The 26,531-nt window shown below is 73.2% G+C and carries 26 protein-coding genes and 1 riboswitch; of the genes, 8 read left to right on the plus strand and 18 right to left on the minus strand.

Going from position 1 to position 26,531, the window contains the following annotated elements; all coding sequences use genetic code 11:
- From IO39_RS05280 to IO39_RS05290, 3 genes are all read right to left on the minus strand, one after another.
- Positions 1 to 753, minus strand: a 753-nt coding sequence (locus IO39_RS05280; protein WP_043616921.1) for an ATP-binding protein, incomplete at its 3' end; no start/stop codon positions are given.
- 224 nt (positions 754 to 977) lie between these two features.
- Positions 978 to 1,736 carry a protein phosphatase 2C domain-containing protein gene (locus tag IO39_RS05285; RefSeq protein WP_043616923.1) on the minus strand — a complete coding sequence of 253 codons (759 nt, stop codon included), beginning with the start codon at positions 1,734 to 1,736 and terminating at the stop codon, positions 978 to 980.
- Positions 1,737 to 1,769: 33 nt separating this feature from the next.
- The gene (locus IO39_RS05290; RefSeq protein ID WP_245641817.1) at positions 1,770 to 2,855 is read right to left on the minus strand and encodes a M24 family metallopeptidase; all 1,086 of its coding nucleotides are present in this window, start codon (positions 2,853 to 2,855) and stop codon (positions 1,770 to 1,772) included.
- Between the two features lie 165 nt (positions 2,856 to 3,020).
- On the opposite strand from IO39_RS05290, the gene IO39_RS05295 reads away from it, so the two are divergent.
- Together IO39_RS05295 and IO39_RS05300 are read left to right on the plus strand one after the other, a co-directional pair.
- Positions 3,021 to 4,217, plus strand: coding sequence for a PP2C family protein-serine/threonine phosphatase (locus IO39_RS05295; protein WP_043616928.1), 1,197 nt, complete (start codon positions 3,021 to 3,023; stop codon positions 4,215 to 4,217).
- Positions 4,218 to 4,426: 209 nt separating this feature from the next.
- Complete coding sequence (locus IO39_RS05300; protein ID WP_043617386.1) at positions 4,427 to 5,320, plus strand: 5'-3' exonuclease; 894 nt, start codon at positions 4,427 to 4,429, stop codon at positions 5,318 to 5,320.
- A gap of 121 nt (positions 5,321 to 5,441) precedes the next feature.
- Here the strand turns inward: IO39_RS05300 and menD are convergent, their stop codons facing one another.
- Positions 5,442 to 7,103 (minus strand): 2-succinyl-5-enolpyruvyl-6-hydroxy-3-cyclohexene-1-carboxylic-acid synthase, encoded by a 1,662-nt coding sequence (gene menD, locus IO39_RS05305; RefSeq protein ID WP_043616931.1) that lies wholly within the window; start codon positions 7,101 to 7,103, stop codon positions 5,442 to 5,444.
- Positions 7,100 to 7,993: an o-succinylbenzoate synthase gene (locus IO39_RS05310; protein ID WP_043617389.1), complete on the minus strand. Its 894-nt coding sequence runs from the start codon at positions 7,991 to 7,993 to the stop codon at positions 7,100 to 7,102. Before IO39_RS05310 ends, menD begins: the two co-directional genes overlap by 4 nt.
- An 82-nt stretch (positions 7,994 to 8,075) precedes the next feature.
- On the opposite strand from IO39_RS05310, the gene IO39_RS05315 reads away from it, so the two are divergent.
- The 3 genes from IO39_RS05315 to IO39_RS05325 all read left to right on the plus strand — a co-directional run bounded on the left by IO39_RS05315 (position 8,076) and on the right by IO39_RS05325 (position 11,147).
- Positions 8,076 to 9,224, plus strand: coding sequence for an AMP-binding protein (locus IO39_RS05315; protein WP_043616933.1), 1,149 nt, complete (start codon positions 8,076 to 8,078; stop codon positions 9,222 to 9,224).
- A gap of 43 nt (positions 9,225 to 9,267) precedes the next feature.
- Positions 9,268 to 9,609 (plus strand): hypothetical protein, encoded by a 342-nt coding sequence (locus IO39_RS05320; protein ID WP_043616936.1) that lies wholly within the window; start codon positions 9,268 to 9,270, stop codon positions 9,607 to 9,609.
- Positions 9,610 to 9,785: 176 nt separating this feature from the next.
- Entirely contained in the window at positions 9,786 to 11,147 is a 1,362-nt protein-coding gene (locus IO39_RS05325) for an RNA polymerase sigma factor (RefSeq protein WP_043616939.1), read from the plus strand.
- A gap of 142 nt (positions 11,148 to 11,289) precedes the next feature.
- Here IO39_RS05325 and IO39_RS05330 read toward each other — a convergent pair whose 3' ends face one another.
- Positions 11,290 to 11,688, minus strand: coding sequence for a hypothetical protein (locus IO39_RS05330; protein ID WP_043616943.1), 399 nt, complete (start codon positions 11,686 to 11,688; stop codon positions 11,290 to 11,292).
- Between the two features lie 115 nt (positions 11,689 to 11,803).
- Between IO39_RS05330 and IO39_RS05335 the strand changes: the two genes are divergently transcribed.
- Positions 11,804 to 12,364: a TetR/AcrR family transcriptional regulator C-terminal domain-containing protein gene (locus tag IO39_RS05335; RefSeq protein WP_052422515.1), complete on the plus strand. Its 561-nt coding sequence runs from the start codon at positions 11,804 to 11,806 to the stop codon at positions 12,362 to 12,364.
- A gap of 201 nt (positions 12,365 to 12,565) precedes the next feature.
- Complete coding sequence (locus IO39_RS57410; protein ID WP_043616949.1) at positions 12,566 to 12,757, plus strand: DUF5999 family protein; 192 nt, start codon at positions 12,566 to 12,568, stop codon at positions 12,755 to 12,757.
- A 99-nt stretch (positions 12,758 to 12,856) separates the two neighbouring features.
- Here IO39_RS57410 and IO39_RS05345 read toward each other — a convergent pair whose 3' ends face one another.
- Positions 12,857 to 13,447, minus strand: coding sequence for an alpha/beta hydrolase family protein (locus IO39_RS05345; RefSeq protein WP_043616952.1), 591 nt, complete (start codon positions 13,445 to 13,447; stop codon positions 12,857 to 12,859).
- Between the two features lie 81 nt (positions 13,448 to 13,528).
- On the opposite strand from IO39_RS05345, the gene IO39_RS05350 reads away from it, so the two are divergent.
- Entirely contained in the window at positions 13,529 to 13,891 is a 363-nt protein-coding gene (locus IO39_RS05350; RefSeq protein ID WP_043616955.1) for a hypothetical protein, read from the plus strand.
- A gap of 82 nt (positions 13,892 to 13,973) precedes the next feature.
- Here IO39_RS05350 and IO39_RS05355 read toward each other — a convergent pair whose 3' ends face one another.
- The 11 genes from IO39_RS05355 to IO39_RS05405 all read right to left on the minus strand — a co-directional run bounded on the left by IO39_RS05355 (position 13,974) and on the right by IO39_RS05405 (position 26,451).
- Positions 13,974 to 14,783 (minus strand): YfgM family protein, encoded by an 810-nt coding sequence (locus tag IO39_RS05355; RefSeq protein WP_043616959.1) that lies wholly within the window; start codon positions 14,781 to 14,783, stop codon positions 13,974 to 13,976.
- 247 nt (positions 14,784 to 15,030) lie between these two features.
- Complete coding sequence (gene gcvP, locus IO39_RS05360) at positions 15,031 to 17,865, minus strand: aminomethyl-transferring glycine dehydrogenase (protein ID WP_211266899.1); 2,835 nt, start codon at positions 17,863 to 17,865, stop codon at positions 15,031 to 15,033.
- 178 nt (positions 17,866 to 18,043) lie between these two features.
- Positions 18,044 to 18,139: riboswitch (glycine riboswitch) on the minus strand.
- A gap of 250 nt (positions 18,140 to 18,389) precedes the next feature.
- Positions 18,390 to 19,010, minus strand: coding sequence for a MerR family transcriptional regulator (locus IO39_RS05365; RefSeq protein ID WP_043616963.1), 621 nt, complete (start codon positions 19,008 to 19,010; stop codon positions 18,390 to 18,392).
- Positions 19,011 to 19,157: 147 nt separating this feature from the next.
- Positions 19,158 to 19,628, minus strand: coding sequence for a bifunctional nuclease family protein (locus IO39_RS05370; protein WP_090771501.1), 471 nt, complete (start codon positions 19,626 to 19,628; stop codon positions 19,158 to 19,160).
- Positions 19,629 to 19,762: 134 nt separating this feature from the next.
- On the minus strand, positions 19,763 to 20,389 hold the full coding sequence (gene ftsR / locus IO39_RS05375) for a transcriptional regulator FtsR (protein ID WP_043616966.1): 627 nt from the start codon (positions 20,387 to 20,389) through the stop codon (positions 19,763 to 19,765).
- Between the two features lie 79 nt (positions 20,390 to 20,468).
- Positions 20,469 to 20,981 carry a double zinc ribbon and FHA domain-containing protein gene (locus tag IO39_RS05380; RefSeq protein WP_043616969.1) on the minus strand — a complete coding sequence of 171 codons (513 nt, stop codon included), beginning with the start codon at positions 20,979 to 20,981 and terminating at the stop codon, positions 20,469 to 20,471.
- 268 nt (positions 20,982 to 21,249) lie between these two features.
- Positions 21,250 to 23,754: a mannose-1-phosphate guanyltransferase gene (locus IO39_RS05385; RefSeq protein WP_043616972.1), complete on the minus strand. Its 2,505-nt coding sequence runs from the start codon at positions 23,752 to 23,754 to the stop codon at positions 21,250 to 21,252.
- A 4-nt stretch (positions 23,755 to 23,758) separates the two neighbouring features.
- Positions 23,759 to 24,340 carry a cardiolipin synthase ClsA gene (gene clsA, locus IO39_RS05390; RefSeq protein ID WP_043616975.1) on the minus strand — a complete coding sequence of 194 codons (582 nt, stop codon included), beginning with the start codon at positions 24,338 to 24,340 and terminating at the stop codon, positions 23,759 to 23,761.
- 135 nt (positions 24,341 to 24,475) lie between these two features.
- Positions 24,476 to 25,438 (minus strand): GNAT family N-acetyltransferase, encoded by a 963-nt coding sequence (locus IO39_RS58755; protein WP_052422471.1) that lies wholly within the window; start codon positions 25,436 to 25,438, stop codon positions 24,476 to 24,478.
- Complete coding sequence (locus IO39_RS05400; protein WP_043616978.1) at positions 25,431 to 26,027, minus strand: phosphoribosylanthranilate isomerase; 597 nt, start codon at positions 26,025 to 26,027, stop codon at positions 25,431 to 25,433. Before IO39_RS05400 ends, IO39_RS58755 begins: the two co-directional genes overlap by 8 nt.
- 10 nt (positions 26,028 to 26,037) lie before the next feature.
- On the minus strand, positions 26,038 to 26,451 hold the full coding sequence (locus IO39_RS05405; RefSeq protein ID WP_245641819.1) for a hypothetical protein: 414 nt from the start codon (positions 26,449 to 26,451) through the stop codon (positions 26,038 to 26,040).
- Positions 26,452 to 26,531: the final 80 nt, after the last annotated feature.

The raw sequence follows: 26,531 nt of genomic DNA on the forward strand, positions 1-26,531 counted from the left end.
CCGCAGGGGCCGCAGCAGGTAGCAGAGTGCCCGCAACGACGGCCGGTCCACCCACTGGGCGTCGTCGACGACCACGGCTACGGTCTCCCGCGCCGACAACCGCCCGACGACCTCGCAGACCGCCTCCCCCGCCACACAGGCGTCCGGCTCCCCCGGCTCTCCCAAGCCCCCCGGCTCCCCCAGCTTCCCGGAGCCCCCCAGGTCCCCGGAGTCCCCCGGGTCCCCCAGGTCCCCGGAGTCCCCCGAGTCCCCCGGCTCCGGCCGGGCGGCCGCCACCCCTGTCGGCCACCCGGCCCGCTCCCCCGCCGGTCTCCCCCCTGCCCCGGCCGGTCTCTCCCCCGTCCCGGCCCCCGCCGGGAATCTGCCGCCTCCCGGGGCCGCGCCGTCCCCCCGGCACGCTCCCCGCCCCGGGAACGGTCCCTCCCCAAGCGGGACCGTCCCTCCCCCGAGGCGGACCGGCTCCTCCCCCTGCGGGACCGGCTCCAGGAGGGCCGCCTCGTCCATGAGCTGGCGTACGACGCCGAGTCTGAGCCCCCGCTCGCCCTCCTCGCCGCTGACGGCCAGCACCCGCACGCCCGCCTCCCCGCCGGACGTGTGGCGGCCGGCCACCCGGCCGGAGAGCGCCCGATCGATGAGCGCGGTCTTGCCGATGCCCTCGGGGCCCTCGACCGCGGCCCTCCTGACGGACCCGCCGGCCGCCGCGCGCAGCTCCGCGTGAAGTAAGGCGAGCTCAGCCGTCCTGCCGACGAACATGCGCACTCCCTCCGCCGCTCTCGCAAGAACCAGAGCCACGGAAGCGGGGATTGATACACCCCCGAAGCACCTCGAAACCGCCGGTTTCCGCTCACCCCGCCAACCGCCCCGCACGCGACCTCGCGCGTCGTCGTGCTCAGCCCGCCGGCCACCCCCGGGCGGCCGTGCGCGACGTGGTGCTCAGCCCGCCGACCGCCTCCACGCGGCCGTGGGCGTCGTGGTGCTCAGCCCGCCAGCCGGCCCCACGCGGCCGTGGCGTCGTCGTGCGGCTTGCCCCACGCGGGCCCCCGGGCCGTCTCCAGCTCGCGTACGGTCTCGATCACCGCGACCGGCCCCCGACCGGCCAGCACGTCGAGCACGGCCTGCCAGCTCCATCCGTACCACTCGGTGAGCCGAGCCACCCCGTCGGTGAACACGCCCACGCCGCGCACCAAGCCCGCGTCCACCTCGCCGGTCACGCTCTCCCTGGCGGCCTCGGGCCGCCCGCCGGCCACCCAGAACCCGCCGGGGGCGTTGCGCATCCGCCGCACCAGCTCCAGGCTGTACGGCCGGCCGCCGGGCAGGCGCTCCACCCGCTCGTCGCACACCACCCGCACCCCGCCGCCCGCCAGCGACAGCACCACCGGCGAGTCGCCCAGCACGAGGTATTCCACCCGCTCCCCCGCCCGCACCATGGCCACGGTCGCCGACGGCGAGTCGGGGTCGGCCAGGTCGCAGGAGCCCCCGTGGGCCGCCCCGGTGGCCTCGATGGCCGACTCCAGGATCTCGGCCAGCGGGGCGCCGTCATTGGCGGCCAGCCGGGCGGCCAGCGCGCCGCCGAGCCGCCCCACCAGCCAGGCCACGTCGTGCACGCACCCGGTGTCCACCCCGGCGGCCGCCGTGGCGCCGTCGAGCACGACGATCCACGACGGCCCGGCGATCACCAGGTCCTCGTTGGGGCGGGCGGAACCGGGCCGGGTGGCGCAGGTGACCTCAGCGAACATGGCGGCGACTCTGCCACGCCCGCCCCGCGGCCGTCAGACCACCACCAGCTCGCGCGGCGTGTTGTTGAGCCGCTCGCCGCCGCTCTCGGTGCAGACCACGATGTCCTCGATCCGGGCGCCGTGCCGCCCGGCCAGGTAGATGCCCGGCTCCACCGAGAACGCGAACCCCGGCTCCACCGGCTCGCCGTTGCCGGCGACGATGTACGGCTCCTCGTGCGTCTCGATCCCGATCCCGTGGCCGGTGCGGTGGATGAAGAACTCGCCGTAGCCGGCCTCGGCGATCAGGTCGCGCGCGGCCGCGTCGACCGACTCGCACGACACCCCCGGCCGCACCGCCGCGCAGGCCGCCTCCTGGGCCCGCCGCAGCACCTCGTAGTAGGCGGCGAACTCGGCGGGCGGCTCGCCCACGCTGTAGGTGCGCGTGGAGTCGGAGCAGTAGCCGTTGTGCAGCTGCCCGCCGATGTCCACCACGACCGGCTCCCCGGCCTGGATGACCCGGTCGGACACGTCGTGGTGCGGGCTGGCGCCGTTGGGCCCCGAGGCGACGATCACGAAGTCGACGGTCTGGTGCCCGGCGGCCAGGATGGCCTCGGTGATGTCCCTGGCCACCTCGCGCTCGGTGCGCCCGGCCCGCAGGAACTCCGGCACCCGGCGGTGCACGGCGTCGATCGCCTCCCCCGCCTCCCGCAGCGCGGCCACCTCGGCGGGCGACTTGCGCATGCGCAGCTCGCGCAGCACGCTGCCGGCCAGCACCTGCTCGGCCGCGGGCAGCACCTCGCGGAAGCGCAGCGACGACATGGCCCACATGCGGTCGGCCAGGCCCACCTTGGCCACCTGCCCCAGCCGGGCCGCCGCGATCGCGTAGGGATCGTCGGTCTCGTCCCACGCCACGAACTCCAGCCCCAGCCGCGAGGCGGGCGACGCCTGCGCGGCGGGCAGCTCCAGGCGGGGCACCATCATGTACGCCTCGCCGGCGGCCGGCACCACCAGGCACGTCAGCCGCTCCAGCGGCTTGGCGTCGTAGCCGCTGACGTAGCGCAGATCGGGGCCGGGCGTGAGCAGCAGGGCGTCGAGGCCGGCCTTGGCGGTGGCCTCCTGGACGGCGGCGAGACGGGACACGGGATAAAGGTCTGAGGACGTCACAGGCTCAATCTACTCCCGCGGCCGCCTCCTAAAATCCGGGGAAAGGTCTAGCAACGCGGCAAGCCTCCACTACACACGGTTCTATGTCGATCACGTAGTGTGGGGCCAATTGTCGGATTCCAACGCGTCGAGAGTGAGACGATGGTCGACGTCATAGGCGCGGCCGAGCTGCTCGGGCACGAGGGCGACGCCGAGCTGCTCGCCGTACGGCTGTCGCACGCCCAGCGGCTCGGCAACATGGGCTGGGCGGAGTGGCACCTGCACACCGGCGAGACGATCTGGTCGGACCAGGTGTACGTCATCTTCGGCCGCGACCCCGGCCAGGGGCCCATCGCGCTGCCCGACCTGGCCGAGCACGTCGAGCCCGGCGACGTGGCCGCGCTGGACCGCCTGCTCTGGTCGGTGATGCAGGGCGTCGACCCGGTGCAGGCGGAGTTCCGCATCCGGCGCGGGCCCGGCTCCGGCGACCTGCGCGACCTGCGGGTCGTGCTCGAACCGCTGGCCGGCCCCGGCGGCACGGTCGGCATGCACGGCGTCATCCAGGACATCACCGGCCGCCGCCGCGCCGAGCGCATGGTGTCGGAGTCGCGCCGCCAGCTCCTGGAGGCCCGCGAGCGGGCCGCGGAGGACCGCCACGTGATGCTCGCGCTGCGCGAGGCCATCCTGCCCGAGCCGGTGGGCTGCCTCGACCTGCCGCACACCAGGATCGCGGTACGGTACGTCCCCGCCGAGAAGACCGCCAACCTGGGCGGCGACTGGTTCGAGGCGGCCCCGGCCCCCGACGGCCGCCTGCTGCTGGCCATCGGCGACGTCTCCGGCCACGGCCTGCCCGCGATCTCCCGCATGGCCCAGCTCCGCCACGCCCTCGTGGGCCTGTCCATGACCGGGCAGCCGGCGAGCCGCCTGCTCACCTGGCTGAACGAGCTCGTCCTGCACCAGCTCAAGGACACCACCGCCACCGCGATCATCGGCCACCTGGACCCGGAGACCCGGGTGTTCGCCTGGAGCCAGGCCGGCAACCTGGCGCCCATCCTGGTGCGCGACGGCGTGGCCAGCCAGCTCGGCCAGCCCCGGGGGGTGCTGCTGGGGGCCGCGTCCGGCAGCCCGTACGAGCTGGCCACCACCCGGCTGCAGCCCGGCGACCTGCTGCTGCTGTTCACCGACGGGCTCGTCGAGCGGCGCACCCGCGACATCGACGTCGGCCTCGACCTGGCCCTGGCCGCCGCCCGCCGGCTGCCGGCCCACGACCTGGACACCGGCCTCGACGCCCTGCTCGCCGACATCGGCGGCCCCAACCCGGAGGACGACGCCTGCCTGCTCGCCGTCGGGCTCGCGTGACCGGCCCGGGGAGCGTGGTCGCGCGCACCTGCCGCCACGTGGACCGGCCCGGGGCCGTCATCGCATGTCCGGCCCGGGCCGTCATCGCATGTCCGGTTCGGGGCGGCCGCCGCGTGACCGGCCCGGGGCCGTCATCGCGTGTCCGGCCCGGGGCGGCCGCCGCGTGACCGGCGCGGGGTCGCCGGGAGTGCGACCATAGACGCGTGCTGATGCTTCTGGACACCCCATCCCTCTACTTCCGCGCCTTCTTCGGCGTCCCGGAGTCGGTCAAGGCGCCGGACGGCTCGCCGGTCAACGCCGTGCGCGGCCTCATCGACATGATCGCCACCCTCGTGCGCCAGCACTCCCCCACGGCGCTGGCGGCCACCATGGACGCCGACTGGCGGCCCGCCTTCCGGGTGGCGGCGATCCCCACGTACAAGGCGCACCGCGTCGCCCAGGGCGACGCCGAGGAGGTGCCCGACGCGCTCGTGCCGCAGATCGCCGTCATCCAGGACGTGCTCGACGCGCTCGGCATCGCCCGCCTGGAGTCGCCCGGCTACGAGGCCGACGACGTCATCGGCACGCTCACCCACCGGGCGGGCGGCGCGGTGGACATCGTGACCGGCGACCGCGACCTGTTCCAGCTCGTCGACGACGCCCGCCCGGTCCGCGTCCTCTACACCGCGCGCGGCATCCGCAACCTCCAGATCGTGGACGAGGCGTTCGTCACCGCCAAGTACGGCGTGCCCGGCCGCGCCTACGCCGACTTCGCCACCCTGCGCGGCGACCCCAGCGACGGCCTGCCCGGCGTGCCGGGCGTCGGCGAGAAGACCGCCGCGGCCCTGATCACCCGCTTCGGCTCCCTGGAGGCCATGCTCGCCGCCCTCGACGCGGGCGCCACCGAGGGTTTCCCGGCCGGCAGCCGCACCCGGCTGGCCGCGGCCCGCGACTACCTGAGCGCCGCTCCCGCCGTCGTCAAGGTGGCCCCGGACGCCCCGCTGCCCGACGCCGACCTCACGCTGCCGGCCAAGCCCCGCGACCCCGAGGCGCTGGTCCGCCTGGCCGACCGCTACGGCCTCGACAGCCCGCTCAACCGCCTCCTGGACGCCCTGAAGAGCTGACCCGCCACTCCCCCGCCCGGCTCCCGCAGGGGGGCGCGGACCGGCCGCCGTGGCCCCGGCCACGGCGTCATGGGCGCCGCCGGATGGGCGCTGCCGGATGGGCGCTGCCGGACGGGCGCCCTCAGGTGGCCAGGAAGGCGCGTACGGCCTCCTGGGCGGCGTCGCGCAGGCGGCCGTGCACGAGCACGTTCTCCTCGCGATCCGTGCGCACCTCCACCACCCGCGGCCCCTCTCCCCGCAGCGCCTTGGGCAGGTCGGAGATGTCGCCCAGCAGCGTGTACGGCGTCCCGCTGGCCGCCGCCACGTAGCCCAGGTCCACCCCGTGCGGCGTGCCGAAGACCCGCTCGAACGGGTCGCGCAGCGCCGCCTGGGGCAGCAGCGAGAAGATGCCGCCCCCGTCGTTGTTGACCACGACAATGCACAGGTCGGGCCGGGGCTCGCGGGGCCCGAGGATGAGGCCGTTCTGGTCGTGCAGGAACGACAGGTCGCCCAGCAGCGCGAAGGCGGGCCCGTTGTGCGCCAGCGCCGCGCCCATCGCCGTGGACACCAGCCCGTCGATGCCGGAGGCCCCCCGGTTGGCCATCAGCCGGATGCCGCGCCGCGGGCGCATGGCCTGGTCGAGGTCGCGGATGGGCATGGAGGAGCCGCAGAACAGCAGGGCGCCGTTCGGCAGCGCGTCGACCAGATCTCTGGCCAGGCGCGGCTCGCTCGTGCCCGACCGGTCGAGCACCTCGTCCGTGGCCGCCCTGACCGCGAGGTCGGCCTGCCGCCAGGCGTGCAGCCAGGAGTCGTCGCCGGAGGCGACCGGGATCTCCACGGCCTGCGCCACCTGGGTGGCCGAGCGGGTCGGGTCGGGCCAGCGGTCGAGGTCGGGCGCGACCACGATGTGCTCCTCGGCCCGCCGCAGCCACGACAGCAGCGGCCGCGACAGCCCGGGGCGGCCCAGCGTGACGATCACGTCGGGGCGGTAGGAGTCGGCGAACTCGGGCGTGCCCAGCAGGTAGTGGTAGCTGGAGATGGCGTGGTCGCCGTAGCGTCCGCCGCCGTTCGGCTCCGACAGGACCGGCCAGCCGGCCATGCCCGCCGCCGCGACGTAGCGGCGCACGTTGGCGGCGCCGTCGCCGACCACCAGCACGCCGCGCCTGGTGGGCGGGATGTGCAGGGCGATCGGCGGGGGCGCGACCCGGGCGCGCACCCAGGGGCCGTTGCCGCCGCCGTCGAGCGGCTCGCACCAGGAGGTGTCGCCGTCGGGGATCAGCGGCTCCCTGAAGGCCAGGTTGAGGTGCACGGGGCCGGGGTTGCCCGCCCCGGCGGCGCGCTGGTAGGCGCGGCAGGCCAGCGAGCGCCAGTACGCCACCTGCCCCGGGCGGTCCTCCGGCACGCCGACCTCGGCGAACCAGCGGACGCCGGCGCCGAACAGCTTCATCTGGTCGATCGTCTGGTTGGCGCCGGTGCCGCGCAGCTCGGGCGGGCGGTCGGCGGTGAGCACCAGCAGCGGCACGCCCGACTCGCCGGCCTCGATCACGGCCGGGTGGAAGTTGGCGACGGCGGTGCCGGAGGAGCAGATCAGCGCGACCGGCCGCTCGGAGCGCTTGGCCAGCCCGAGCGCCAGGTAGGACGCCGAGCGCTCGTCGATGCGCACGTGCAGGCGCACCCGGGACTCGGCGTGCAGCGCCAGCGCCAGCGGGGCAGATCGGGAGCCCGGCGCCATCACCACGTCGGTCAGACCGCAGCGCACCAGCTCGTCGACCAGCACTGTGGCCAGCGCGGTAGCGGGGTTCAACGTGACGCCTCCTGCATCCGGCGAAGCCACTGGGGAGATTCAATTTCAAATGCCGACAAAAGCTGAAAATTCACCGGAGGACGTCGCACCTCCAGCCGGCCCTCCACCGGGGCCAGCGAGTCGTCCACCACGTCGCCGGACAGCAGCGACATCGTGCCGAGCCCGCACGCGTAGGGCAGCTCGGGCAGCGCCGCCGCCAGCGCCACCCCGGCCGCCAGGCCCACGGACGTCTCCACCGCGCTGGAGACCACGGCGGGCAGCCCGCACGCCTCCACCACGCGCAGCGCGGCGCGCACCCCGCCCAGCGGCTGCACCTTGACCACCGCGATGTCGGCGGCCTCGGCCGCCCGCACCCGCAGCGGGTCCTCGGCCCTGCGGATCGACTCGTCGGCCGCGATCGGCACGTCGCAGGCCCGCCGCACCGCCGCCAGCTCCTCCAGCGTGGCGCACGGCTGCTCGGCGTATTCCAGGTCGAAGCGGTCGAGCCGCTTGAGCCGCCGCACGGCCTCGCCGACCTCCCAGGCGCCGTTGACGTCGACGCGCAGCCGCCCCGAGGGGCCCAGCGCGTCGCGTACGGCCTCCACCCGGGCCAGGTCGTCGGCGAAGGTCTGCCCCCGCTCGGCCACCTTCACCTTGGCCGTGCCGCAGCCGGAGCGGCGCACGATGTCATGGGCCTGCTCGGGGTCCACGGCCGGCACGGTGGCGTTGACCGGGACGCTGTCGCGCACCGGCGCGGGCCAGCCCTCGAACGCCGCCTCGCGGGCGCACGCCAGCCACCTGGCGCACTCGCGCGGGCCGTATTCGGGGAACGGGGAGAACTCGCCCCACCCGGCCGGGCCGTGCAGCAGCACCCCTTCCCGCGCCGTCTGCCCGCGGAACCGCGTGCGCATCGGAATCCGGAAGACCACGGGAGAACGCGTCAACGACCCTCCCTGCGCTGCTGTCCGACCTGTCGCCATTAACCTTACGAGCATGTGGAGGAACCCGTCGCATCCGGACCGTCCGCTGCATGCCATTGTGCAGCCTCCGGGACCTGCCCTGTTCGCGGCGATCCGCGCCGCGCTGGAGGGCGACGGGCCCGCGGTGCTCCCCCTCTCCCCCGGCCACGAGAGGCCGGCGCTGGCCGCCCTGCGCCCCACGCACCTCGACGGCACGGCCCGCGGCGACGGGGAGGGCGTGCCCGCCGACGTGGCCGTGGTGATCGCCACCAGCGGCAGCACCGGCGCGCCCAAGGGCGTGCTGCTCTCCGCCGCCGCGCTGCGCGCCTCGGCGGCGGCCTCGCTGCGCCGGGTCGAGGCGGCCGCCGGCGACCGCTGGTTGTGCTGCCTGCCCGTCTCCCACGTCTCCGGGCTGCAGGTCCTGGTCCGGGCCCTGCTCTGCGGCGGCGAGCCCGTCATCCACCCCGCCTTCGACGCCCGCGCGGTCCTGGAGTCGGGGGCCCACCACGTCTCCCTGGTGCCCACCCAGCTGCACCGGCTGGTCGAGATGGGGGCGGACCTGTCGGTGTTCCGGACGATCCTGCTCGGCGGCGCCGCGGCCCGTCCCGGCCTGGTGGAGCGGTCCAGGGAGCTGGGCGCGCGGGTCGTGACGACGTACGGGATGAGCGAGACGAGCGGCGGGTGCGTCTACGACGGCCGCCCGCTCGACGGCGTGGACCTCAAGATCGGCGCGGACGGCCTGATCAGGATCGCGGGGCCGGTGCTGTTCTCCGGCTACCGCTTCGGCGAGCCGCCCGCCCCGCTCGACGGCGGCTGGTTCGTCACCTCCGACCTCGGCGAGCTGAGCGGCGGCCGGCTGCGCGTGCTGGGCCGGGCCGACGACGTCATCAACACCGGCGGCGAGAAGGTCGTGGCCGCCGCGGTGACGGCCGTCCTGGGCGCCCATCCGGAGGTCGCCGACGCGGCCGTCATCGGCGTGCCCGACCCCGAATGGGGCGAGCTGGTCACGGCCGTCGTGGTCCCCGCCAACCCCGACACGCCCCCCACACTTCAGCAATTGCGGGCATTCTGCCGCGATAGGCTTCCCCCTCACGCCGCCCCTCGTGGCCTGCGACTCGTCTCCCGGCTGCCGCTGCTCCCGAACGGCAAGACCGATCTGGTGCGGCTGAGGACAGGAACCTGACGAGTTGCCGCTGCGTCATAGTGGGGAGAAGGAGGGAGCCTTCATGGACCAGACCCGCAAGATGTGGGCATCCGCGGCCGTCGTCGGCGTCATCGTCGTCGGCGGAGCCTCGATCGCGGCGGCCGCCTCCGCGGGCAAGCTCGACCAGGTCGCCAGGGAGACCCGGGCCGTGGTGGAGAAGGCGTCACCGTCCGGGCAGCCGCAGCAGCCGTCCCCCGAGACCAGCGACGGCATCGTGGTCTCCACCGAGGTCAACCCCGACCCGGGCGAGGTCATCGACTACTGGACCGACCAGCGCATGGAGGACGCCGAGCCCATGCCGATGCCCGAGGTCACGCCGGGCCAGTTCGAGGTGGGCGCCGGACAGGTCGAGGAGACGGAATAGACCTGACCCCGGGGTGGTTCGCCTATGGGCGATCCGCCCCTTTTTCCTCCCGGGATAGGCGTACGGGAACAAATGACGGCGAATGGCGTTATTGATACTGGTGCGCCGTGCGGACGCGAAACCGCCCCACCACAACCTGCCTGATCGCTTCCACTCCGTACGGAGGAGGTGTCCTCATGCCCAGAACCGCCGTGGCGACCTCACACGCAACTCTCGACCAGCTGATTGAACGAGGGCGAGCCCAGGGTCACCTTTCTCTGGCGGAGCTGCGTGACGCTTTCGCGGAGGCCGGTATCAGCCCCTCTGAAGGCCGCACGATCCTGCGCGAACTCTCAGAGGCCGGCGTGAGCCTGGCCGCCGAGAACGAGCCGTCTCTCAGCGCCACCGCCCCCAAGAAGCCCGCCCAGAAGAGGGCGGCCGCGAAGACCACCACCGCGAAGAAGACCTCGCGGGCAAAGACTACCGGCCCCAAGGCAGACGAGGCAAAAACCGGCGCGCCGGGCGCCGCCAACGGCCTCACGCCGGCCGAGCCCAAGCCGGAGCACGAGGAAGACGTGCCCGACGACCTCGTGATGAGCGAGGACGGCGAGCTGGACAACGAGCCCCTCGACCTGGACGACACCCAGTCCGTCATGGGCGACTCGGTGCACACCTACCTCAAGTCCATCGGCCGCCGCACGCTGCTCACCGCGGCGCAGGAGGTCGAGCTGGCCCGGCGCATCGAGGCCGGGCTGTACGCCGAGTACAAGCTGGAGACCCAGCCCGACCTGCCGCCCGCCGTGCGGGACGACCTGCACCTGGTGGTCGAGGACGGCCGGCGGGCCAAGGACCACATGCTGGAGGCCAACCTGCGGCTGGTGGTCTCGGTCGCCAAGAAGTACACCGACCGCGGCATGTCGCTGCTCGACGTGGTGCAGGAGGGCAACCTCGGGCTGATCAGGGCCGTGGAGAAGTTCGACTACACCAAGGGGTTCAAGTTCTCCACGTACGCCATGTGGTGGATCAGGCAGGCCATCCAGCGCGGGTTCGCCGACTCGGCCAGGACGATCCGGCTGCCCGTGCACGTGCTGGAGATGCTCTCCAAGCTGTCGCGGGTGGAGCGTGACATGCACCAGCGGCTGGGGCGCGAGCCCACGCCGGAGGAGCTGGCCGTCGAGCTCGACAAGACGCCGGACCAGATCGAGGAGCTGCTGCGCACCAGCCGCCAGCCGATCTCGCTGAACGCGACGATCGGCGAGGACGGCGAGACCACGATCGGCGACCTGATCGAGGACGTCGACTCCCCCGAGGCGTCGGAGATCGTCGACCGCCAGCTCCTGGGCGACCAGCTGCGCGGCGTGCTCGACAACCTCTCACCGCGAGAGGCGAAGATCATGGCCCTGCGCTTCGGCCTGGTGGACGGCAAGCCGCACACCCTCGACGAGATCGGCAAGCACCTGGGGCTGACCCGGGAGCGGATCCGGCAGCTCGAGAAGGAGTCGCTGTCCAAGCTCCGCCACCCGAGCAACACCCGCCCGCTGCTCGACTGGGCCAGCTGACCCTCCGAAGAACGCACGAGAAGCCCCGGCACCCGAGCGATGGCGCCGGGGCTTTCCCGTGTTCGGCTCCGCTCGGCCCGTGACGTCGTCAGCGGGCGGCGGCGTCTCAGCGGGCCGCGGTGTGTCAGCGGGCGGCAGCGTCTCAGCGGGTGGCGGGGAGGGGGCGGGGCACCCGGGGGATGCCCCACATGCGGTTCTCCTCGCGCAGCGTGCGCAGCCGGTTGACCTCGGCGGTCCACATGGCCCCGGCGGGCGTCGCCTTGGCCTTGCGCCGCGCGATCCGGTCGTCGTAGGCCTTGACCCCGAACGTGGCCCGCTGGCCCGCCTCGGCGGCCCGCAGCGCCTCCGTCAGCGCCTTGTCGAAGGCCTGCCCGGCGGCGAGCAGCTCGATCTCGTCGGCGTTGGCGGCACGCAGCTCGCGCAGCGTCTGCTCGGCCTCCCTGGCCTTGCCGAGCAACTCGGGGAAGCTCTTGGAGATCTCCTGGTCCGCGTGGTAGCGGACCTCTGCCTCCCGGCTCACCCGCGGACGGAAAAACGCCATCGACCCGGCCCCTTCAAAGCTGTCGGTACTCGTTCAACCGCCAAGCGTACGCCGTCGCGCGACACGGGCGGAAATCGCCCCGGCGCGACCGCCTTTACATAGTAAGATGATCACCATGCCCGCCAAGCGACCACCCGTCCCGCTCTCCCGCGAGCGCATCATCGAGGCCGCGCTCCACATCGCCGACAGCCAGGGGCTGCGCCGGCTCACCATGCGCCGCCTGGGCGACGCCCTCCAGGTGGAGGCCATGGCCATCTACCACCACCTGCCCAGAGGCAAGGACGCGCTGATGGACGCCCTGGCCGAGCACGTCACCTCCGTGCGGGTCGAGCCCGGCCCCACCTGGCAGGAGACCGCCAAGGCGTGGTGCAGGGCCGGCAGGGAGCTGCTGCGCGACCACCCGGGCGTGCTGGCCCTGGCGCTGACCAAGCCGCCCAAGGGGGCCACCGCCATCGCCATCAGGGAGCAGACCGAGCAGCTCGCCGAGGGCGGCCTGGCGAACGCGGCCGAGGCCGTGCGCTCGCTGCGGGCCTTCGTGTTCGGCAGCGTCGCGGTCGAGGTGCAGCAGTCGGGCTGGGCCGACCCCGAAGTCGATGAGTGGGTCAGGCGGGACGAAAGAGCCGATGCGGACTTCGAACGCGGACTCGACGCTCTCCTCAAGGGATTGCAAACGTGATGCGCGTGTCGCGCTTGGACCGTTATCCTGCATAAGGCACGCTGTGTCGAAGGTCACACGTTCCCGGGACCCTCCTGTAACAGTCCTAACGGGCTATGTCGGAAAGCGTGACGCACGTCGCACACTTGCCAGCACAACTACCCGAGCCGGCTCCCGCCCCTCCACAACGGGAGCATCCCACGAGATATCGGAGGCACGCCGATGTGCCCGCACGACCCGGCCTGTCCGGATGCAGAGGCGCCAGACCGCGAGGCCGCACGCACCCTCGCCAGCCACCCCGAGCAGGGGTGGAGCCTGTTGTGTAATGGAGTCGTCCTGTTCGAGGACACCGGTGAGCTCCTGCCCAGCGGCACCGCCATCGCCCCGCACCGGCCCGTGGTCGGCGCTGCCTGACCACTGAGGGGCGGCCGCGGCCACGGCCACGGCGGCACAGGCCGTCGTGACCACTGTGACTGCGGCCCCGCCCGCGAGCGGCCGGATGATCCGCCCCGCCTAGGCGTAGCGGATGATCCACTCCGCGACGACCTCGCCCACCCGGGCGGGGTCGCGCTTGAGGTCGTGCCCCTCCCCCGGCAGCACCACCAGCCGGGCCGCGTCCGCCGCGTCGGGCACGCCGAACGGGTCACGATCCCCGTTCACCACCAGCACGTCCACCCCGGCGCCGCGCAGCTCGTCGGCCCGCGACCGCTCCGGCCGCCCCGGCGGGTGCAGGGGGAAGGCCAGCGCCACCACCGCCGCCGCCCCCACCGCCCCGGCCGTGCGGCAGGCCACCCGCGCCCCGTTGCTCCGCCCGCCCTGCACGAGGGGCAGCCCCGGCAGGCGCCTGCGCAGCCTCTTCAGCACGACCTCCCACGCCTCGTCCTGCTTGACCGCCGAGCCCGGCGCGCGCGCCCCCGCCACTCTGAACGCCTGCGTCACCCTGGCCACGGTGACCCCCGCCTTCAGCGCCGCGTCGCGGACGGCGAGCAGGTCGGGGGCGTCGACCCCGCCGGCGGACCCGTGGGTCAGCACCAGCAGCAGCCGCGGGTCCGCGGCCTCGTCGATCTCGACCAGCGCCCGCCCTCTCGGGGTCATCACCTGCATGGCAGCACCGTACCTGGGGAGGACACCGGCTTAGCCCTCAGGTCGGATGACGGCGCGGCGCCGGGCGGGGATGATGCCCTTATGCCAGACAAACGCCCGCTCCGGGACGACCTTCAGGCCACGCTGGACGCCCGCCGCGATCTCGGCCCCGAGTACGAAGCCGCGCTGGTCGAGTCGTTCGTCGACCGGCTCGACGTCGCGATCGCCGCCCGCGTGCAGGCCGAGCTGGGCCGGCACGGCGCGGCCCCGGGCAAGAGGTCGCGCCCGGAGACGCCGATGATCCCGATCGTGCTCGGCTCGCTGGGCATCGGGGTGCCGCTGACGGCCATCGGCGGCACGACGGGCGGGCCGGTCGGCCTGCTCGTGGTCTGGCTGTCGATCGTGGTGATCAACGTGGCGGCCGCCGCCGCGGTGATGCGCCGCGGCCAGGGGCCGCGCTGGTGACGGAGCCGCACCCCGGCGGCCGGCGCCGGGGCCGCGCATCGCGCCGGCAGCGCAGGCGAACCCCGGCCGGCCTGCGCGGGGGTCAGGCGTCGCGCTGGTAGCGGAGGCGGACCTCGGCGGCCAGGGTCTCGTCCTCGTGCTCCAGCCCGTACGTCCAGACCCGGCCGGCGTCGTCGGCGCGGCCGCGCAGCGGGAGGGTGCGGGCGAGCAGCTCGATGGCCAGCGCGCCGGTCCGCGGGTCGGGGCCGTCCTCGACGCAGCCGGCGAACTCGGCGCAGGCCAGCTCCAGATGGGCGATGCCGAGCTGGACCCGCAGCCCCGGCACCTCGTCCTCGGGGGCGAACTCCAGGGCGTCCAGGAGCACCTCGGCGGCCGCCGCGGGCTCGGCGTGCTCCAGCATCAGCTCGGCCAGCCGCTGCGCCGCGTGCGCCGCGAGCCGCTCGTCGCCGGCGTGCAGCCCGGCCTCGACGGCGGCCCGCAGCTCCTTCTCGGCCTCCTCCAGGTCGTCCGCCGCCACGGCCAGGCCGGCGAGGGCCAGGCGGGCCAGCGGCACGTACGCCGCCGTGCCGACCCCCAGCACCGCCTGCCAGGCGGCCCTGGCCTGCTCGGCGCGCCCCTCCCGCTCGAACCCCTGGGCCAGGTGGCAGGCCGCCTGCGCGGCGTATTCGGGGTGCCCGGTGGCCAGCGCGGCTCTGGCGGCGGCCCTGGCGGCCTCGACGTCGCCGCGCTGTTCGAGCACCACCGCCAGCCCGACGGCGGCCTGGGCCCTGTCGGGGCCTTCCGGGTCGGCGGCCAGCTCGCCCAGGATCGCGGCGGCGGCGTCGAGGTCACCGCTCTCCGCCAGGCGGCGGGCGGTGTCGAGGGGCGGTGTCTCCAGCTCTGAGGACGTCAAGAGAGCTCCTTGGGGCGGCGGTCGCACCGAGCCTAACGACTTCCGTCGATCATGTCTGCTCACTTGACGGCGAAGGACTGGCCCGCGTACGACCCGCCCGGCGGCGTGCCCCGGCCGCACCTCCGGGACCTGCCCGGACGCCCTCGCAGCCCCGCCCGCCCCGGTTTCCGCCCGCCCCGGCCCCGACACGCCGGAAGGGCCCCGGGGCGGGTGCCCTTCCGGAACTCGGTTCTCGATCGGACCGGGCTCAGTCCTCGTACGCCTCCAGCGGCGGGCAGGAGCAGACCAGGTTGCGGTCGCCGTAGGCCTGGTCGATGCGGCGCACCGGCACCCAGTACTTGCCGTCGCGCAGGGAGGGCAGCGGGTAGGCCGCCTCGCTGCGCGCGTACGGGTGCGGCCACTCGTCCGCGCTGACCGACTCGGCCGTGTGCGGCGCGTTGCGCAGCGGGTTGTCGGTCTTGTCGTAGTCGCCGGAGGCGACCTTGGCGATCTCGCCGCGGATGGCGACCATCGCCTCCACGAACCGGTCGAGCTCGCCGAGGTCCTCGCTCTCGGTCGGCTCGATCATGAGCGTGCCCGCCACGGGGAACGACATGGTCGGCGCGTGGAAGCCGTAGTCGATGAGGCGCTTGGCCACGTCGTCCACGGTGACGCCGGTCTCCTTGGTGATCTGCCGCAGGTCGATGATGCACTCGTGCGCCACCAGGCCGCCGCGCCCGGTGTAGAGCACCGGGTAGTGCGGGGCCAGCCGCCTGGCCAGGTAGTTGGCCGACAGGATGGCCTGCTCGGTGGCGGCCGTGAGGCCCTCGGCGCCCATCATCCTGACGTAGGCCCAGGAGATCGGCAGGATGCCGGCCGAGCCGTGCGGCGCCGCCGAGACCGGGCCGACCGGCGTGCCGTTGTGCAGCGGGTGGCCGGGCAGGTAGGCGGCCAGGTGGGAGCGGACCGCCACGGGGCCGACGCCGGGGCCGCCGCCGCCGTGCGGGATGCAGAAGGTCTTGTGCAGGTTGAGGTGGGAGACGTCGGCGCCGAAGTCGCCCGGCCTGGCCAGGCCGACCAGGGCGTTGAGGTTGGCGCCGTCCACGTAGACCTGGCCGCCGGCCTCGTGCACCTTGGCGCAGACCTCGGTGATGCTCTCCTCGTACACGCCGTGCGTGGACGGGTACGTCACCATGATCGCGGCCAGCGCGTCACGGTGCTTGTCGATCTTGGCGTCGAGGTCGGCCAGGTCCACGTTGCCGTCGTCGTCGCAGGCCACGACCACGACGCGCATGCCGGCCATGACGGCGCTGGCGGCGTTCGTGCCGTGGGCGGAGGACGGGATCAGGCACACCTCGCGCTCGCCCTGGCCGTTGGCGCGGTGGTAGGCGCGGATGGCCAGCAGCCCGGCCAGCTCGCCCTGGGAGCCGGCGTTCGGCTGGACGGAGACGGCGTCGTAGCCGGTCACCTCGGCCAGCCAGCCCTCCAGCGTGCCGATCAGCTCCCGGTAGCCCTCGGACTGGTCGGCGGGGGCGTAGGGGTGGATGGCGGCGAACTCGGGCCAGGTGATGGGCTCCATCTCGGTGGTCGCGTTCAGCTTCATCGTGCAGGAGCCGAGCGGGATCATGGAGCGGTCGAGCGCGATGTCCTTGTCCTGGAGCCTGCGCAGGTAGCGCAGCATCGCGGTCTCGGAGCGGTGGCTGTGGAAGACCGGGTGGGTCAGGTACGCGCTCTCGCGCAGCAGCTCGGCGGGCAGCGCGTCGGGGGCGTGCTCGGGGTCCACCGTGGCGCCGCCGGCGCCGAAGGCGGCCAGCACCGCGGCCACCTCGGCGGCCCCGGTCTTCTCGTCGCAGGCGACGGAGACGTGGTCGGCGTCCACCTGCCAGAGGTTGACGCCCCGCTCGGCGGCGGCGGCCACGACCGCGGCGGCCCGGCCGGGCACGCGGGCCAGCACGGTGTCGAAGAACTCGGCGTGCACGACCTCCACGCCCGCCCCGCGCAGCCCCTCGGCCAGGGCGGTGGCGTGGCGGTGGACCCGGCGGGCGATGCCGCGCAGGCCCTCGGGGCCGTGGTAGACGGCGTACATGCTCGCGATGACGGCGAGCAGCACCTGGGCGGTGCAGATGTTGCTGGTGGCCTTCTCGCGGCGGATGTGCTGCTCGCGGGTCTGCAGGGCCAGGCGGTAGGCGGGGTCGCCGTCGGCGTCCACCGACACGCCCACCAGGCGGCCGGGCAGCTGGCGCTGCAGCCCTTCCCGTACGGACATGTACGCGGCGTGCGGCCCGCCGAACCCGAACGGCACCCCGAACCGCTGCGAGGTGCCGATGGCGATGTCGGCGCCCAGCTCGCCGGGGGCGGCGACCAGCGTCAGGGCCAGCAGGTCGGCGGCGGCCACGACGAGCGCGCCGGCCTCGTGCGCGGCGGCGGCCACGGCGCGGAAGTCGCGCAGCCGCCCGGACGCGCCGGGGTACTGCACCAGCACGCCGAAGCACTCGGGCAGCTCACCGCCGTCGAGGGCGTGCTCGACCAGCGTGATGCCCAGCGGCTCGGCCCGGGTGGCCAGCACGGCCTTGGTCTGCGGCAGCGCGTCGGCGTCCACCACGAACACGTCGCTCCTGGACCTGCCCGCCCGGCGGGCCAGCGTCATGGCCTCGGCGGCGGCGGTGCCCTCGTCAAGCAGGGACGCGCCGGCGACGGGCAGGCCGGTCAGGTCGGAGACGACGGTCTGGAAGTTCAGCAGCGCCTCCAGCCGGCCCTGCGAGATCTCCGGCTGGTACGGGGTGTAGGCGGTGTACCAGCCCGGGTTCTCCAGCAGGTTGCGGCGGATGACGGCGGGCGTGACGGTGTCGTAGTAGCCCAGGCCGATCATGGAGGTGAGCACGCGGTTGCGCCCGGCCAGCGCGCGCAGCTCGGCGATGGCCTCGGCCTCGCCGATCGCGGCGGGCAGCTTGAGCCGGTCCTTGGCCCTGATGGCCTCGGGCACGGCCACCGCCACCAGGTCCTCGACGGATTCGAAGCCCACGGCCTCGAGCATGCGCTGCTGCTCGGACTCCGAGGGGCCGATGTGCCTGGACGAGAAGGGCGGAGCTGACAGATCGGTCATGGGGTGTGCCTCCCGAGGCTATGGAGACCGGCGCCAGGGCGCGGGCGAGTGCCGGATCTCCCCCTCTGTCAGCGCGGCCCCCGACGAGCGGGCGTCCGCGACCTGAGAGCTTCACCCCGGTGGGGCTTGCACCGTCGGTGAGGCGCGCCTGGCGGGCGCGCCTGCTTTCCAGAGTTGCCTCGCCCGAGCGGTACAGGATGCCTGAGAGATTCCGGGGAGGGTTGCTCCTTCGGCGCCCCGGCCCAGGGGCCGGGGACTCTCCCGCACGGGGTCGTCAGCCTTACTGTCCTAGATTACTACTGTAGGCCCGGATTACGGCTCACTGGCCCGCTTCCACCCACCGGCGGGCCGCCCGTGGGTGCACACCGTGGCGGTGGGCGGGCACGCAGGATGGGCGAGGCGTGAGACGGGAAGGGCTCCGGGAAAGGCTGCGCCCAGGGAAGGACTTTCCCCGGGCGGCGTGCGCGCGCCCGAGTCGCGATGATCAGAGGGAAGCGGCGGTCGAGGCCACCCGGCCCCGCGGGTCAGCCGATGCGGCGGGCGCGGCGCCTGCGGGCCAGCTCGTCAGCGGGGTGATCGGCCGGGACGGTGTCCTCGACCGCCGCGCGTTCCCCCGGCAGCTCCGCGAGGGATCCCTCGACCTCCCGCCAGACCCGGCCGAGCGCGATGCCGAACACGCCCTGGCCGCCCTGGAGCAGATCGATCACTTCGTCGGCCGAGGTGCACTCGTAGACGCTGACGCCGTCGCTCATGAGCGTGATCTGCGCGAGGTCGGCGACCCCGCGGTCACGCAGGTGCTGCACCGCCGTGCGGATCTGCTGGAGTGACACCCCGGTGTCGAGGAGCCGCTTGACGACCTTGAGCACCAGGATGTCACGGAAGCTGTAGAGCCGCTGGGAGCCCGAGCCGTGCGCGGCCCTTATCGTGGGCTCCACCAGCCCCGTGCGCGCCCAGTAGTCGAGCTGCCTGTAGGTGATGCCGGCCGCGGCGCAGGCCGTCGGCCCGCGGTATCCGATGTCGCCCGGCAGCGTCGTCGGCTGCTCGTCGAAGAGCAGACCCTGCTCACCGGCACGCTGCCGCGCGCTCTCGCGCCGCACCGGATCTTCCTGGCCGGCCGTCTTTCCCTCGCCGCTGCTGACCGCCACGCGGACCTCCGGCTTTCTCTCATCCCGTGGCCTGATCTGGGGGTTCACAAAGGGCGACCACGGGTTTCACTTGCACCGTAGGACCGTGACCATGCGCAGTCAACGATCCGGCTCGGCGCGTCGTGAAGCGTAAATGCACTGAAATACCTACCCCGCCCTGCCGAAGTCCTCGGGAGTGATCGTGTCAAGGAACTCCCTGAACTTCTCCACTTCGTCCTCCTGGTCGTCCGGGATGATCACTCCGGCCTCCTGGACGACCTCCTCGCTGGCGAAGATGCGCGCCCCGGTGCGCAGGGCGAGCGCGATCGAGTCGGACGGCCGCGCGCTCACCTCCACGCCGTTGGAGAACACCAGGTCGGCGAAGAAGATGCCGTCGCGCAGGGCGACGATGTTGACCGCCCGCAGGCCGACGCCCAGGGCGCTCAGCACGTCGCGGAAGAGGTCATGGGTGAGGGGCCGCGGCGGCGGCTCCTCCGCCTGGGCCAGGGCGATGGCCGTGGCCTCGGTCATGCCGATCCATATAGGAAGGAACCGCTCCCCGTGTGCCTCCTTGAGCAAGACGATCGGCTGATTTGTGGGCATCTCAACTCGAACGCCCACGACCTCCATCTGCAACACGGGCTGCTCCGTATTCCTGACCGGTCACCCGGCACAGCTGTCTTCGATCATCGCTTCTGCTGTCTTGGCTTCGCAATTCAACGTAACACCCGGCGGGCCTGGAATGTGCCTCCGCCTCCCAGCTCGCTACGGTCTCAACGCCCGAGGACCGATCTGACACCCATGCGCACTAGGGACGCGTGCAGGTCGAGCAGGAGCGTGGACAGCTCTCTGGCGACCTCGTCCGCCTCGCCGATGGCTCCGGGACGGCGCCGCTTCAGGATCGGCGCGACGGTCTGCTCGACCAGGCCGGCCTCACGCTCGGCCGCCGCCTTGACCGCCCGCAGGTGGCGGGCGTGCAGGCCGAAGCGGGCCAGGGAGCCCACGGCGCGGGCCACCTTGAGCGCCTCCTCGTCGTAGCGCCTGGCGACCGGGGCCAGCAGGCCGTAGTCCTCCAGCTCGGTGAGCGTCTCGTCGTCGATCCCCGCGGCCTGGAGCAGCTCGGCCCTGCTGAGCTTGACCTCCTGGGCCTGCTGCACCGCGCGCGGGCGGCCGAAGCTCTCGGCCATCTTGTCCTTGATCACCCGCAGCGGCAGGTAGTGGTCGCGCTGCTCGGTGAGGATGAAGCGCAGCTGCTCCACGTGCAGGTGGGTGAACTTACGGTAGCCGGACGGGCTGCGCTCGGGCTCGATGAGGCCCTCGCCCTCCAAGAACCTGATCTTGGAGATCGTCACGTCGGGGAACTCGCCCTGGAGGAGGGCGAGCACCTCCCCGATGCTCATGTGCGAGCGTGCCGCCTGTGAGCTCACGTGGCCTCCCGCACGGGTCTTCCCGTCACCGTCGATCGCCCGCTGCGCCCGCTCATACGCCGGAGTTGCCCCGCATCAGGAAGAGAAGGCGGAACTTGCCGATCTGCACCTCGTCTCCGGAGTGCAGGGGAACCTCCTCGATCCGCTCCCGGTTGACGTAGGTGCCGTTGAGGCTGCCCACGTCGCGCACCGAGAACTGGCCGCCGCGATGGCGGTAGAACTCGACGTGGCGGCGGGAGACGGTGATGTCGTCGAGGAAGATGTCGCTCTCCGGGTGGCGCCCGGTGGTCGTCAGGTCCTTGTCGAGCCGGAACCGGCTTCCCTGGTTGGGGCCCCTGGTGACGGTGAGCAACGCCGTGCCGGGCGGGAGCTGCTCGACGAGCGCCCGCTCGGCCAGGAGCATGTCGCCGGCCTCAGCCTCGTACGCCTCGATTCCCGCCACCGAGATCGTCGATGTGGTGTCCCCGGCGACCTCGTGTCTGGTCAGCGGTGACCCACAGCGGGAACAGAAACGGGCATCCTCGGGGTTGGCGTGCCCGCACTGCGTGCAGTAGACGCTCGGCATCGATCGGCTCGGCCTCCTACCGCGAAGACGCGGCGACGGTGCTCTAGGGCGCGCCTCGCTTCGCTTTCTCACGTTTGCGAATGCCGCAACTTACGCTGATCAGCGGCAAAGGTCAAGGCGGGGCGCTGCACGTTGGTTTGGACGCAGACAAAGTTACCGCCGCCCCCGCCCCGTGGTCCATGCCGCCGCGCGTTTCTACATTACGATCTTGCGGCACTCTCTGGGCACATCATCGGCAAACCCTTTCCAGTCACGGTGGGTGACGCTATCAGCTCGCGGCCTGCTCCACGATCCGGGCCCACCGTTCGATGAGGCTCTGGGCGGCGTCCATGTCGGCGGCCTCGGCCCACAGGTCGGTCACGGGCTCGGCGGCGGCGGGCAGGACCAGCACCCAGCTCCCGTCCTCGCGGGCCACCCGCACGCCGTCGGTGGTGTCGACGCGGTGGCCCTCGGGCTCGGCCTCGGCCGCCTCGATGACCGAGCGCATGACGGCGCCCTTGGCCGCCCACGGCGTCGGCACCGTGCGCTTGAGCAGCTTGACCTCGGGGATCCTGGCGTCGATCTGGCTGAGCGACAGCCGGGTGCGGGCGACCAGCCCGAGCAGGCGCATGAACGCGGCCAGCCCGTCGATGGCCGGGCTGAACTCCGGCACCACGAAGCCGCCGCGCCCGTCGGCCGCGAAGATCATGTCGGGGGCGGCGGCGGCCGAGGTGAGGGCGTCCAGCGCGGTGGAGGTCCACCGCACCTGCACGCCGTGGAAGCGGCAGACCTGCTCGGCGACCCTGGTCGTGGTGACCGGCAGGGCCACCTGGCCGCCCCGGCGCTCGGCGGCGACCAGGTCGAGGACGACGAGCAGGGCGCGTTCCTCGTCGATGAGCTGGCCCTGCTCGTTGACCAGGGCGATGCGCTCGCCCACCGGGTCGAACCGCACGCCGAAGGCCGCCCGGGAGGAGCTGACCAGCTCCGACAGGCGCTGCAGGTCGCGGCGGCGCTCGGCGAGCGTCTCGGTGGGCGAGACGTCGTCGAGGCGGGCGTTGACCGTGAGCACCTCGACGCCGACCCGGCCGAGCAGGGTGGGCAGCACCAGCGAGGAGGTGCCGCCCGCGCAGTCCACCACCACCTTCATGTCCCTGACGCCGCCGACGCCGATGTGGCGCAGCAGCTCCTGGGTGTAGTCCTCGACCGCCCTGGCGGGGAAGGCCAGCTCGGCGATCTCGCCGGGGAAGGCGCGGCGGAACTCCTGGCGGGAGAAGACCCGCTCCAGCTTGCGCTGGGCGGCCGGGGGCAGGTCGGCGCCGCGGTCGTCCATGATCACGATGTCCACGCTCTGCGGGTCGCCGGGGGTGGTGCGCAGCGCGATGCCGCCCGCGGCCGACACGCGGCCGGTGTGGAAGCGGGCGACGGGCAGCGGGGCGGCCTCCAGGTCGAGCACGTTGATGGCGCCCGCGGTAAGCGCGCCGATGACGGCCCGCTTGAGCGCCCTGGCGGCCAGGGAGCAGTCGCGGGAGGTGACGACGTACTCGCCCTTCTTGAGGGTGGTGGCGTACGCGCTGGCCAGGCGGACGCACAGCTCGGCGGTGATCTCGACGTTGACCAGGCCGCTGACGCCCCGGGGGCCGAACAGGTTGCGCTGGCCGCGCGACTCCCAGATGACGCTGGTGTTGACGACCGCGCCCGCCTCGATGGTCTTGAACGGGTAGACCCGCACGCCGCTGGAGACGTACGCCTCGGCCTCGATGACGCACTCGTCGCCGATGACGGCGTTCTCCTCGATGCGGGCCCCGGCCATCACGTCGGTGCTCTTGCCGATGACGCAGCCGCGCAGGTGGGCGCCGGGGCCGAGGTAGACGTTGTCGTGGACGATCGCGCGGTGCAGGAAGGCGCCCTCGCGCACGACGGCGTTGTTGCCCAGCACGGTGAACTCGCGCAGCTCGGCGCCCGCCTCGACCTTGGCGTAGTCGCCGATGAGCAGCGGGCCCTTGAGCACGGCGTCGGGGTCCACGGCGGCCGAGTCGGCCACCCAGACGCCCGGGGAGAGCTCGAAGCCGCCGATGTCCAGGTCGACCTTGCCCGACAGCGCGTCGGCCTGGGCCTTGAGGTAGCTGTCGTGGGTGCCGACGTCCTCCCAGTAGCCGTCGGCGACGTAGCCGTAGATGGCGGCGCCGCGGGCGAGGAGGGCGGGGAAGACGTCCGAGGACCAGTCGACGGGCTCGCCGCCGGCCACGGCGTCGAGGACCTCGGGCTCCATGACGTAGATTCCGGTGTTGACGGTGTCGGAGAAGACCTGGCCCCAGGTGGGCTTCTCCAGGAAGCGCTGGACGCGGCCCTCCTCGTCGACGATGATGATCCCGAATTCGAGGGGGTTGGGGACCCGTTTCAGGCCGATCGTCACGAGTGCCCCATTTTCACGGTGAAAACGGACCATGTCGGATAAATCAATATCCGTCAGGGCGTCACCGGAGATCACCAGAAAACGATCGTCGCGGAGGCGGTCGGCGGCGTTCTTGACGCTGCCCGCGGTGCCGAGGGGGACGTCCTCGGTGGCGTACTGGAGGCTCATGCCCAGCTCGTCACCGTCGCCGAAATAGTTGCGCACGAGGGCGGCCAGGAACTGGAGGGTCACCACCGTCTCGGTGACGCCGTGCCGCTTGAGCAGGCGCAGCACGTGCTCCATGATCGGGCGGTTGACCACGGGGAGCAGGGGTTTGGGCTGGTTGGCGGTCATCGGACGCAGCCGAGTGCCCTCCCCGCCCGCCATGACGACCGCCTTCACCCGATCACCCCTTCTTGGCCGCGGTTACGAGTTGGCGCACCTGTACCACATACAGCACCCCCGCCCACCAGTACAGGCCCGTTCCCCAGAGCGCGAAGGCCCACCCGACAATTCGGGCTATTTCGGCATACCACCCAGTGTGGGAGGCAAGGAAGAGGAGAGGGAAGGCGTACATGAGGTTGAACATGGCGGCCTTGCCCAGGAAATGCACTTGAAGTGCCTTATAGCCATGTTTGCGAAGTACGGGGATGAAACACGCGACGAAGAGCTCACGTCCGAGGATGATGACGACGAGCCACCACGGGATCACCTCGCGCAGCAGGAGGGCGAGGATGGTGGCGAAGACGTACAGCTTGTCGGCGGCCGGGTCGATGATCCGGCCGAGCCTGCTCGTCTGGTTGAACGCCCGCGCGATCTTGCCGTCGAGCCAGTCCGTGAAACCGGCCACCGCGAGGACTGCGATGGCCCAACCGTCCGCCTTGGGGCCTAGAACCAGCCAGAGGAACACGGGGACGCCCAGGAGGCGCAGGAAGCTCAGCAGGTTAGGAACCGTCCAGATCCGGTCCTCGGCGGAAGTTTCACTCACGCAGGAGACCCTACTGCGTGGAACTGCGAGGCAGAGGCCCGCCTGTGCCCGGCTTTTCCAGGCCCTCCCCACCACCCTGTCTCCCCCGCCCCGCTCTCCCTGCCTGGCTCCCGAGCCGGGGACGCGCCCGGTGGGTCAGGCGGTGCGGAGGAAGGAGTGGGTGCGGCCGACGACCTCGAAGCCGAGGCGGGCGTAGAAGTGGCGGGGCCAGTCGTCGGCGTCGGCCACCAGGAAGATGAGCTCGGCCTGCGCCTCGGCCGCCTCCGCCAGCAAGGCGAGCATGAGGGCGCGCGCGTGGCCCTTGCCACGGTGCTCCTCGCCGGTGAAGACGCTCTCGATCTGGGCGACCCCGCCGTGCACGTAGAGGTCGGCCCGGGCGGCGATCGAGCCGCCGGGGGCGCGTACGCCGCGGAAGCCCACCGTGTCGGCGCCGCGCAGCCGCGACTCCACCCGCCGGGCGAGCCCGTCGATCACCTCGTCGGGGGCCTGGGGCAGCGCACGGCGCCAGTCGCGCCGCAGCACGGGCGCCAGCTCGTCCAGGGTGAGCCGGTCGGCCGGCGGAGGGTCGTGCGGGAGCGGCCCGCGAAAGACCATGACGAGGTTGGTCTCGTGGCCGTAGCCGGCGGCGTCGAACGCATCGGCGAACGCCAGGCCGAGCCGGTCGTCGTCCACGCACACCAGCCGGTGCCCGCGCCCGGCCAGCACCTCGTCGGCCGCCGCCAGCACCTCACCGGCCGTCGGCGCCACCTCACCGGCCCCCGCCCGAGCCTCACCCGCCACTTCACCCGCAGCCGGCGCCTTGCCCGGGGCGAGCGCCTCACCCGCCGGCTTGCCCACCGCCGGCGCCACGCCCGCGGCCCGCGGATCGACGGGGGTCGCCGGGGGTTCGGGGGAGCCGGCGGTGGCGGGGTGGATGATCAGTTTGTTGTCGTCGTGGGAGCCGGGGTAGCGGTCGTCGAGGACCGCGAAGCCGCCCGGCACCGGCACCACCCGGGGCGCCCTGCGGCGGGCGAAGGCGTGCTGGAAGGCCACGGCGCGGGCCAGGTCGGCGGCCACGGCGCCCCGGCCGAGGGCCGGGCCGGCGGCGAGCTCATCCATCGGCCCGTCGCACCTTCCGCAGGAACTCCCGGATCAGCTCGGGGTCCTTCACGCCGGGCGCGCTCTCCAGGCCGCTGGACACGTCGACCCCCCACGGGTCGGCGGCCGCGATGGCCTCGCGCACGTTGGCCGGGGACAGGCCGCCCGCCAGCATCCACTGCCCCGAGGGCCTGCCGCGCACGGCCGCCCAGTCCCACGGCTGCCCGGAGCCCGCGTGGGGCGCGTCCACGAGGAGCAGGTCCTCGTCGTAGGCGCCGCAGCGCAGGTCGGCCTGGGCGTCGACGGCCCTGATGAGGCGGACGCCGAGGTCCTTCAGGGCGGTGAAGTCGGCGTGCGGGTGCTTGCCGTGGAGCTGCACGGCCCGCACCCCCGAGGTCCGCGCCGCCGCGCGCACCGTGGCAGGGTCCTCGCCGCGGAAGACGCCGACGGTGAGGACGTGAGCGGGGACCGGCGCGGCCAGCTCCGCCGCCCGCTCCGGCGTGATCCGGCGGGGGCTCCGGGTCATGACGAACCCGATGGCGTCGGCCCCGGCCTCGACGGCGGTGGCGACGTGCTCGGGCTCGCTCAACCCGCAGATCTTCACATACACATCTCCGACCTTAGCGGCGGCGGGCGGCTGCCGGGGACCACGCCCAGATCAGCACGGCCGTGACCAGGCCGAACAGCACCACGCCCGTCGGCAGGTGCGCCCCCAGCCACAACCAGGTGACGTGCTGGGCCGCGCCGACGACGAACAGGGCGACGCTGGCCAGCGCGGGCCAGCCCGCGCCCCGTCCCGGCCGCCAGACGAGGACGGCCAGGACGATCTGTACGAGGGCGAGGAGGTGGACGACCATCCCGGCCATGACGTGGGTCTCGACCATCGACTCCGACTCCACCGCCTGACCGGCGAACGAGGCGGCCACGACCAGCGCCGCGGCCTGGGCGAGCACGGCGACGCGCAGGCTGTAGAGCAGACCGGCCGAGACCTGGCGGGTCCGGTCCGGGCGGGGCATGGCGACGGTTTCCGACATGGCGTTCCTTTCACGAAAGACTCATATGAGTGGTGAAGGAGCACATGGTCGCGTCGAAGACCGGGGCCGGTCGTCAGCCT

The sequence above is a fragment of the Nonomuraea candida genome (assembly GCF_000725485.1).
Taxonomy (GTDB): Bacteria; Actinomycetota; Actinomycetes; order Streptosporangiales; family Streptosporangiaceae; genus Nonomuraea; species Nonomuraea candida.

Bases quoted from the DNA above. Each gene is read 5' to 3' on its own strand.
- IO39_RS05285 (WP_043616923.1), bottom strand. From the start codon at position 1,736: ATGTTCGCTGAGGTCACCTGCGCCACCCGGCCCGGTTCCGCCCGCCCC.
- IO39_RS05295 (WP_043616928.1), top strand. From the start codon at position 3,021: ATGGTCGACGTCATAGGCGCGGCCGAGCTGCTCGGGCACGAGGGCGAC.
- IO39_RS05300 (WP_043617386.1), top strand. From the start codon at position 4,427: ATGCTTCTGGACACCCCATCCCTCTACTTCCGCGCCTTCTTCGGCGTC.
- IO39_RS05310 (WP_043617389.1), bottom strand. From the start codon at position 7,993: ATGCGCACGCGGTTCCGCGGGCAGACGGCGCGGGAAGGGGTGCTGCTG.
- IO39_RS05315 (WP_043616933.1), top strand. From the start codon at position 8,076: ATGTGGAGGAACCCGTCGCATCCGGACCGTCCGCTGCATGCCATTGTG.
- IO39_RS05320 (WP_043616936.1), top strand. From the start codon at position 9,268: ATGGACCAGACCCGCAAGATGTGGGCATCCGCGGCCGTCGTCGGCGTC.
- IO39_RS05325 (WP_043616939.1), top strand. From the start codon at position 9,786: ATGCCCAGAACCGCCGTGGCGACCTCACACGCAACTCTCGACCAGCTG.
- IO39_RS05330 (WP_043616943.1), bottom strand. From the start codon at position 11,688: ATGGCGTTTTTCCGTCCGCGGGTGAGCCGGGAGGCAGAGGTCCGCTAC.
- IO39_RS05335 (WP_052422515.1), top strand. From the start codon at position 11,804: ATGCCCGCCAAGCGACCACCCGTCCCGCTCTCCCGCGAGCGCATCATC.
- IO39_RS57410 (WP_043616949.1), top strand. From the start codon at position 12,566: ATGTGCCCGCACGACCCGGCCTGTCCGGATGCAGAGGCGCCAGACCGC.
- IO39_RS05345 (WP_043616952.1), bottom strand. From the start codon at position 13,447: ATGCAGGTGATGACCCCGAGAGGGCGGGCGCTGGTCGAGATCGACGAG.
- IO39_RS05350 (WP_043616955.1), top strand. From the start codon at position 13,529: ATGCCAGACAAACGCCCGCTCCGGGACGACCTTCAGGCCACGCTGGAC.
- gcvP (WP_211266899.1), bottom strand. From the start codon at position 17,865: ATGACCGATCTGTCAGCTCCGCCCTTCTCGTCCAGGCACATCGGCCCC.
- ftsR (WP_043616966.1), bottom strand. From the start codon at position 20,389: ATGAGCATCGGGGAGGTGCTCGCCCTCCTCCAGGGCGAGTTCCCCGAC.
- IO39_RS05380 (WP_043616969.1), bottom strand. From the start codon at position 20,981: ATGCCGAGCGTCTACTGCACGCAGTGCGGGCACGCCAACCCCGAGGAT.
- IO39_RS58755 (WP_052422471.1), bottom strand. From the start codon at position 25,438: ATGGATGAGCTCGCCGCCGGCCCGGCCCTCGGCCGGGGCGCCGTGGCC.
- IO39_RS05405 (WP_245641819.1), bottom strand. From the start codon at position 26,451: ATGTCGGAAACCGTCGCCATGCCCCGCCCGGACCGGACCCGCCAGGTC.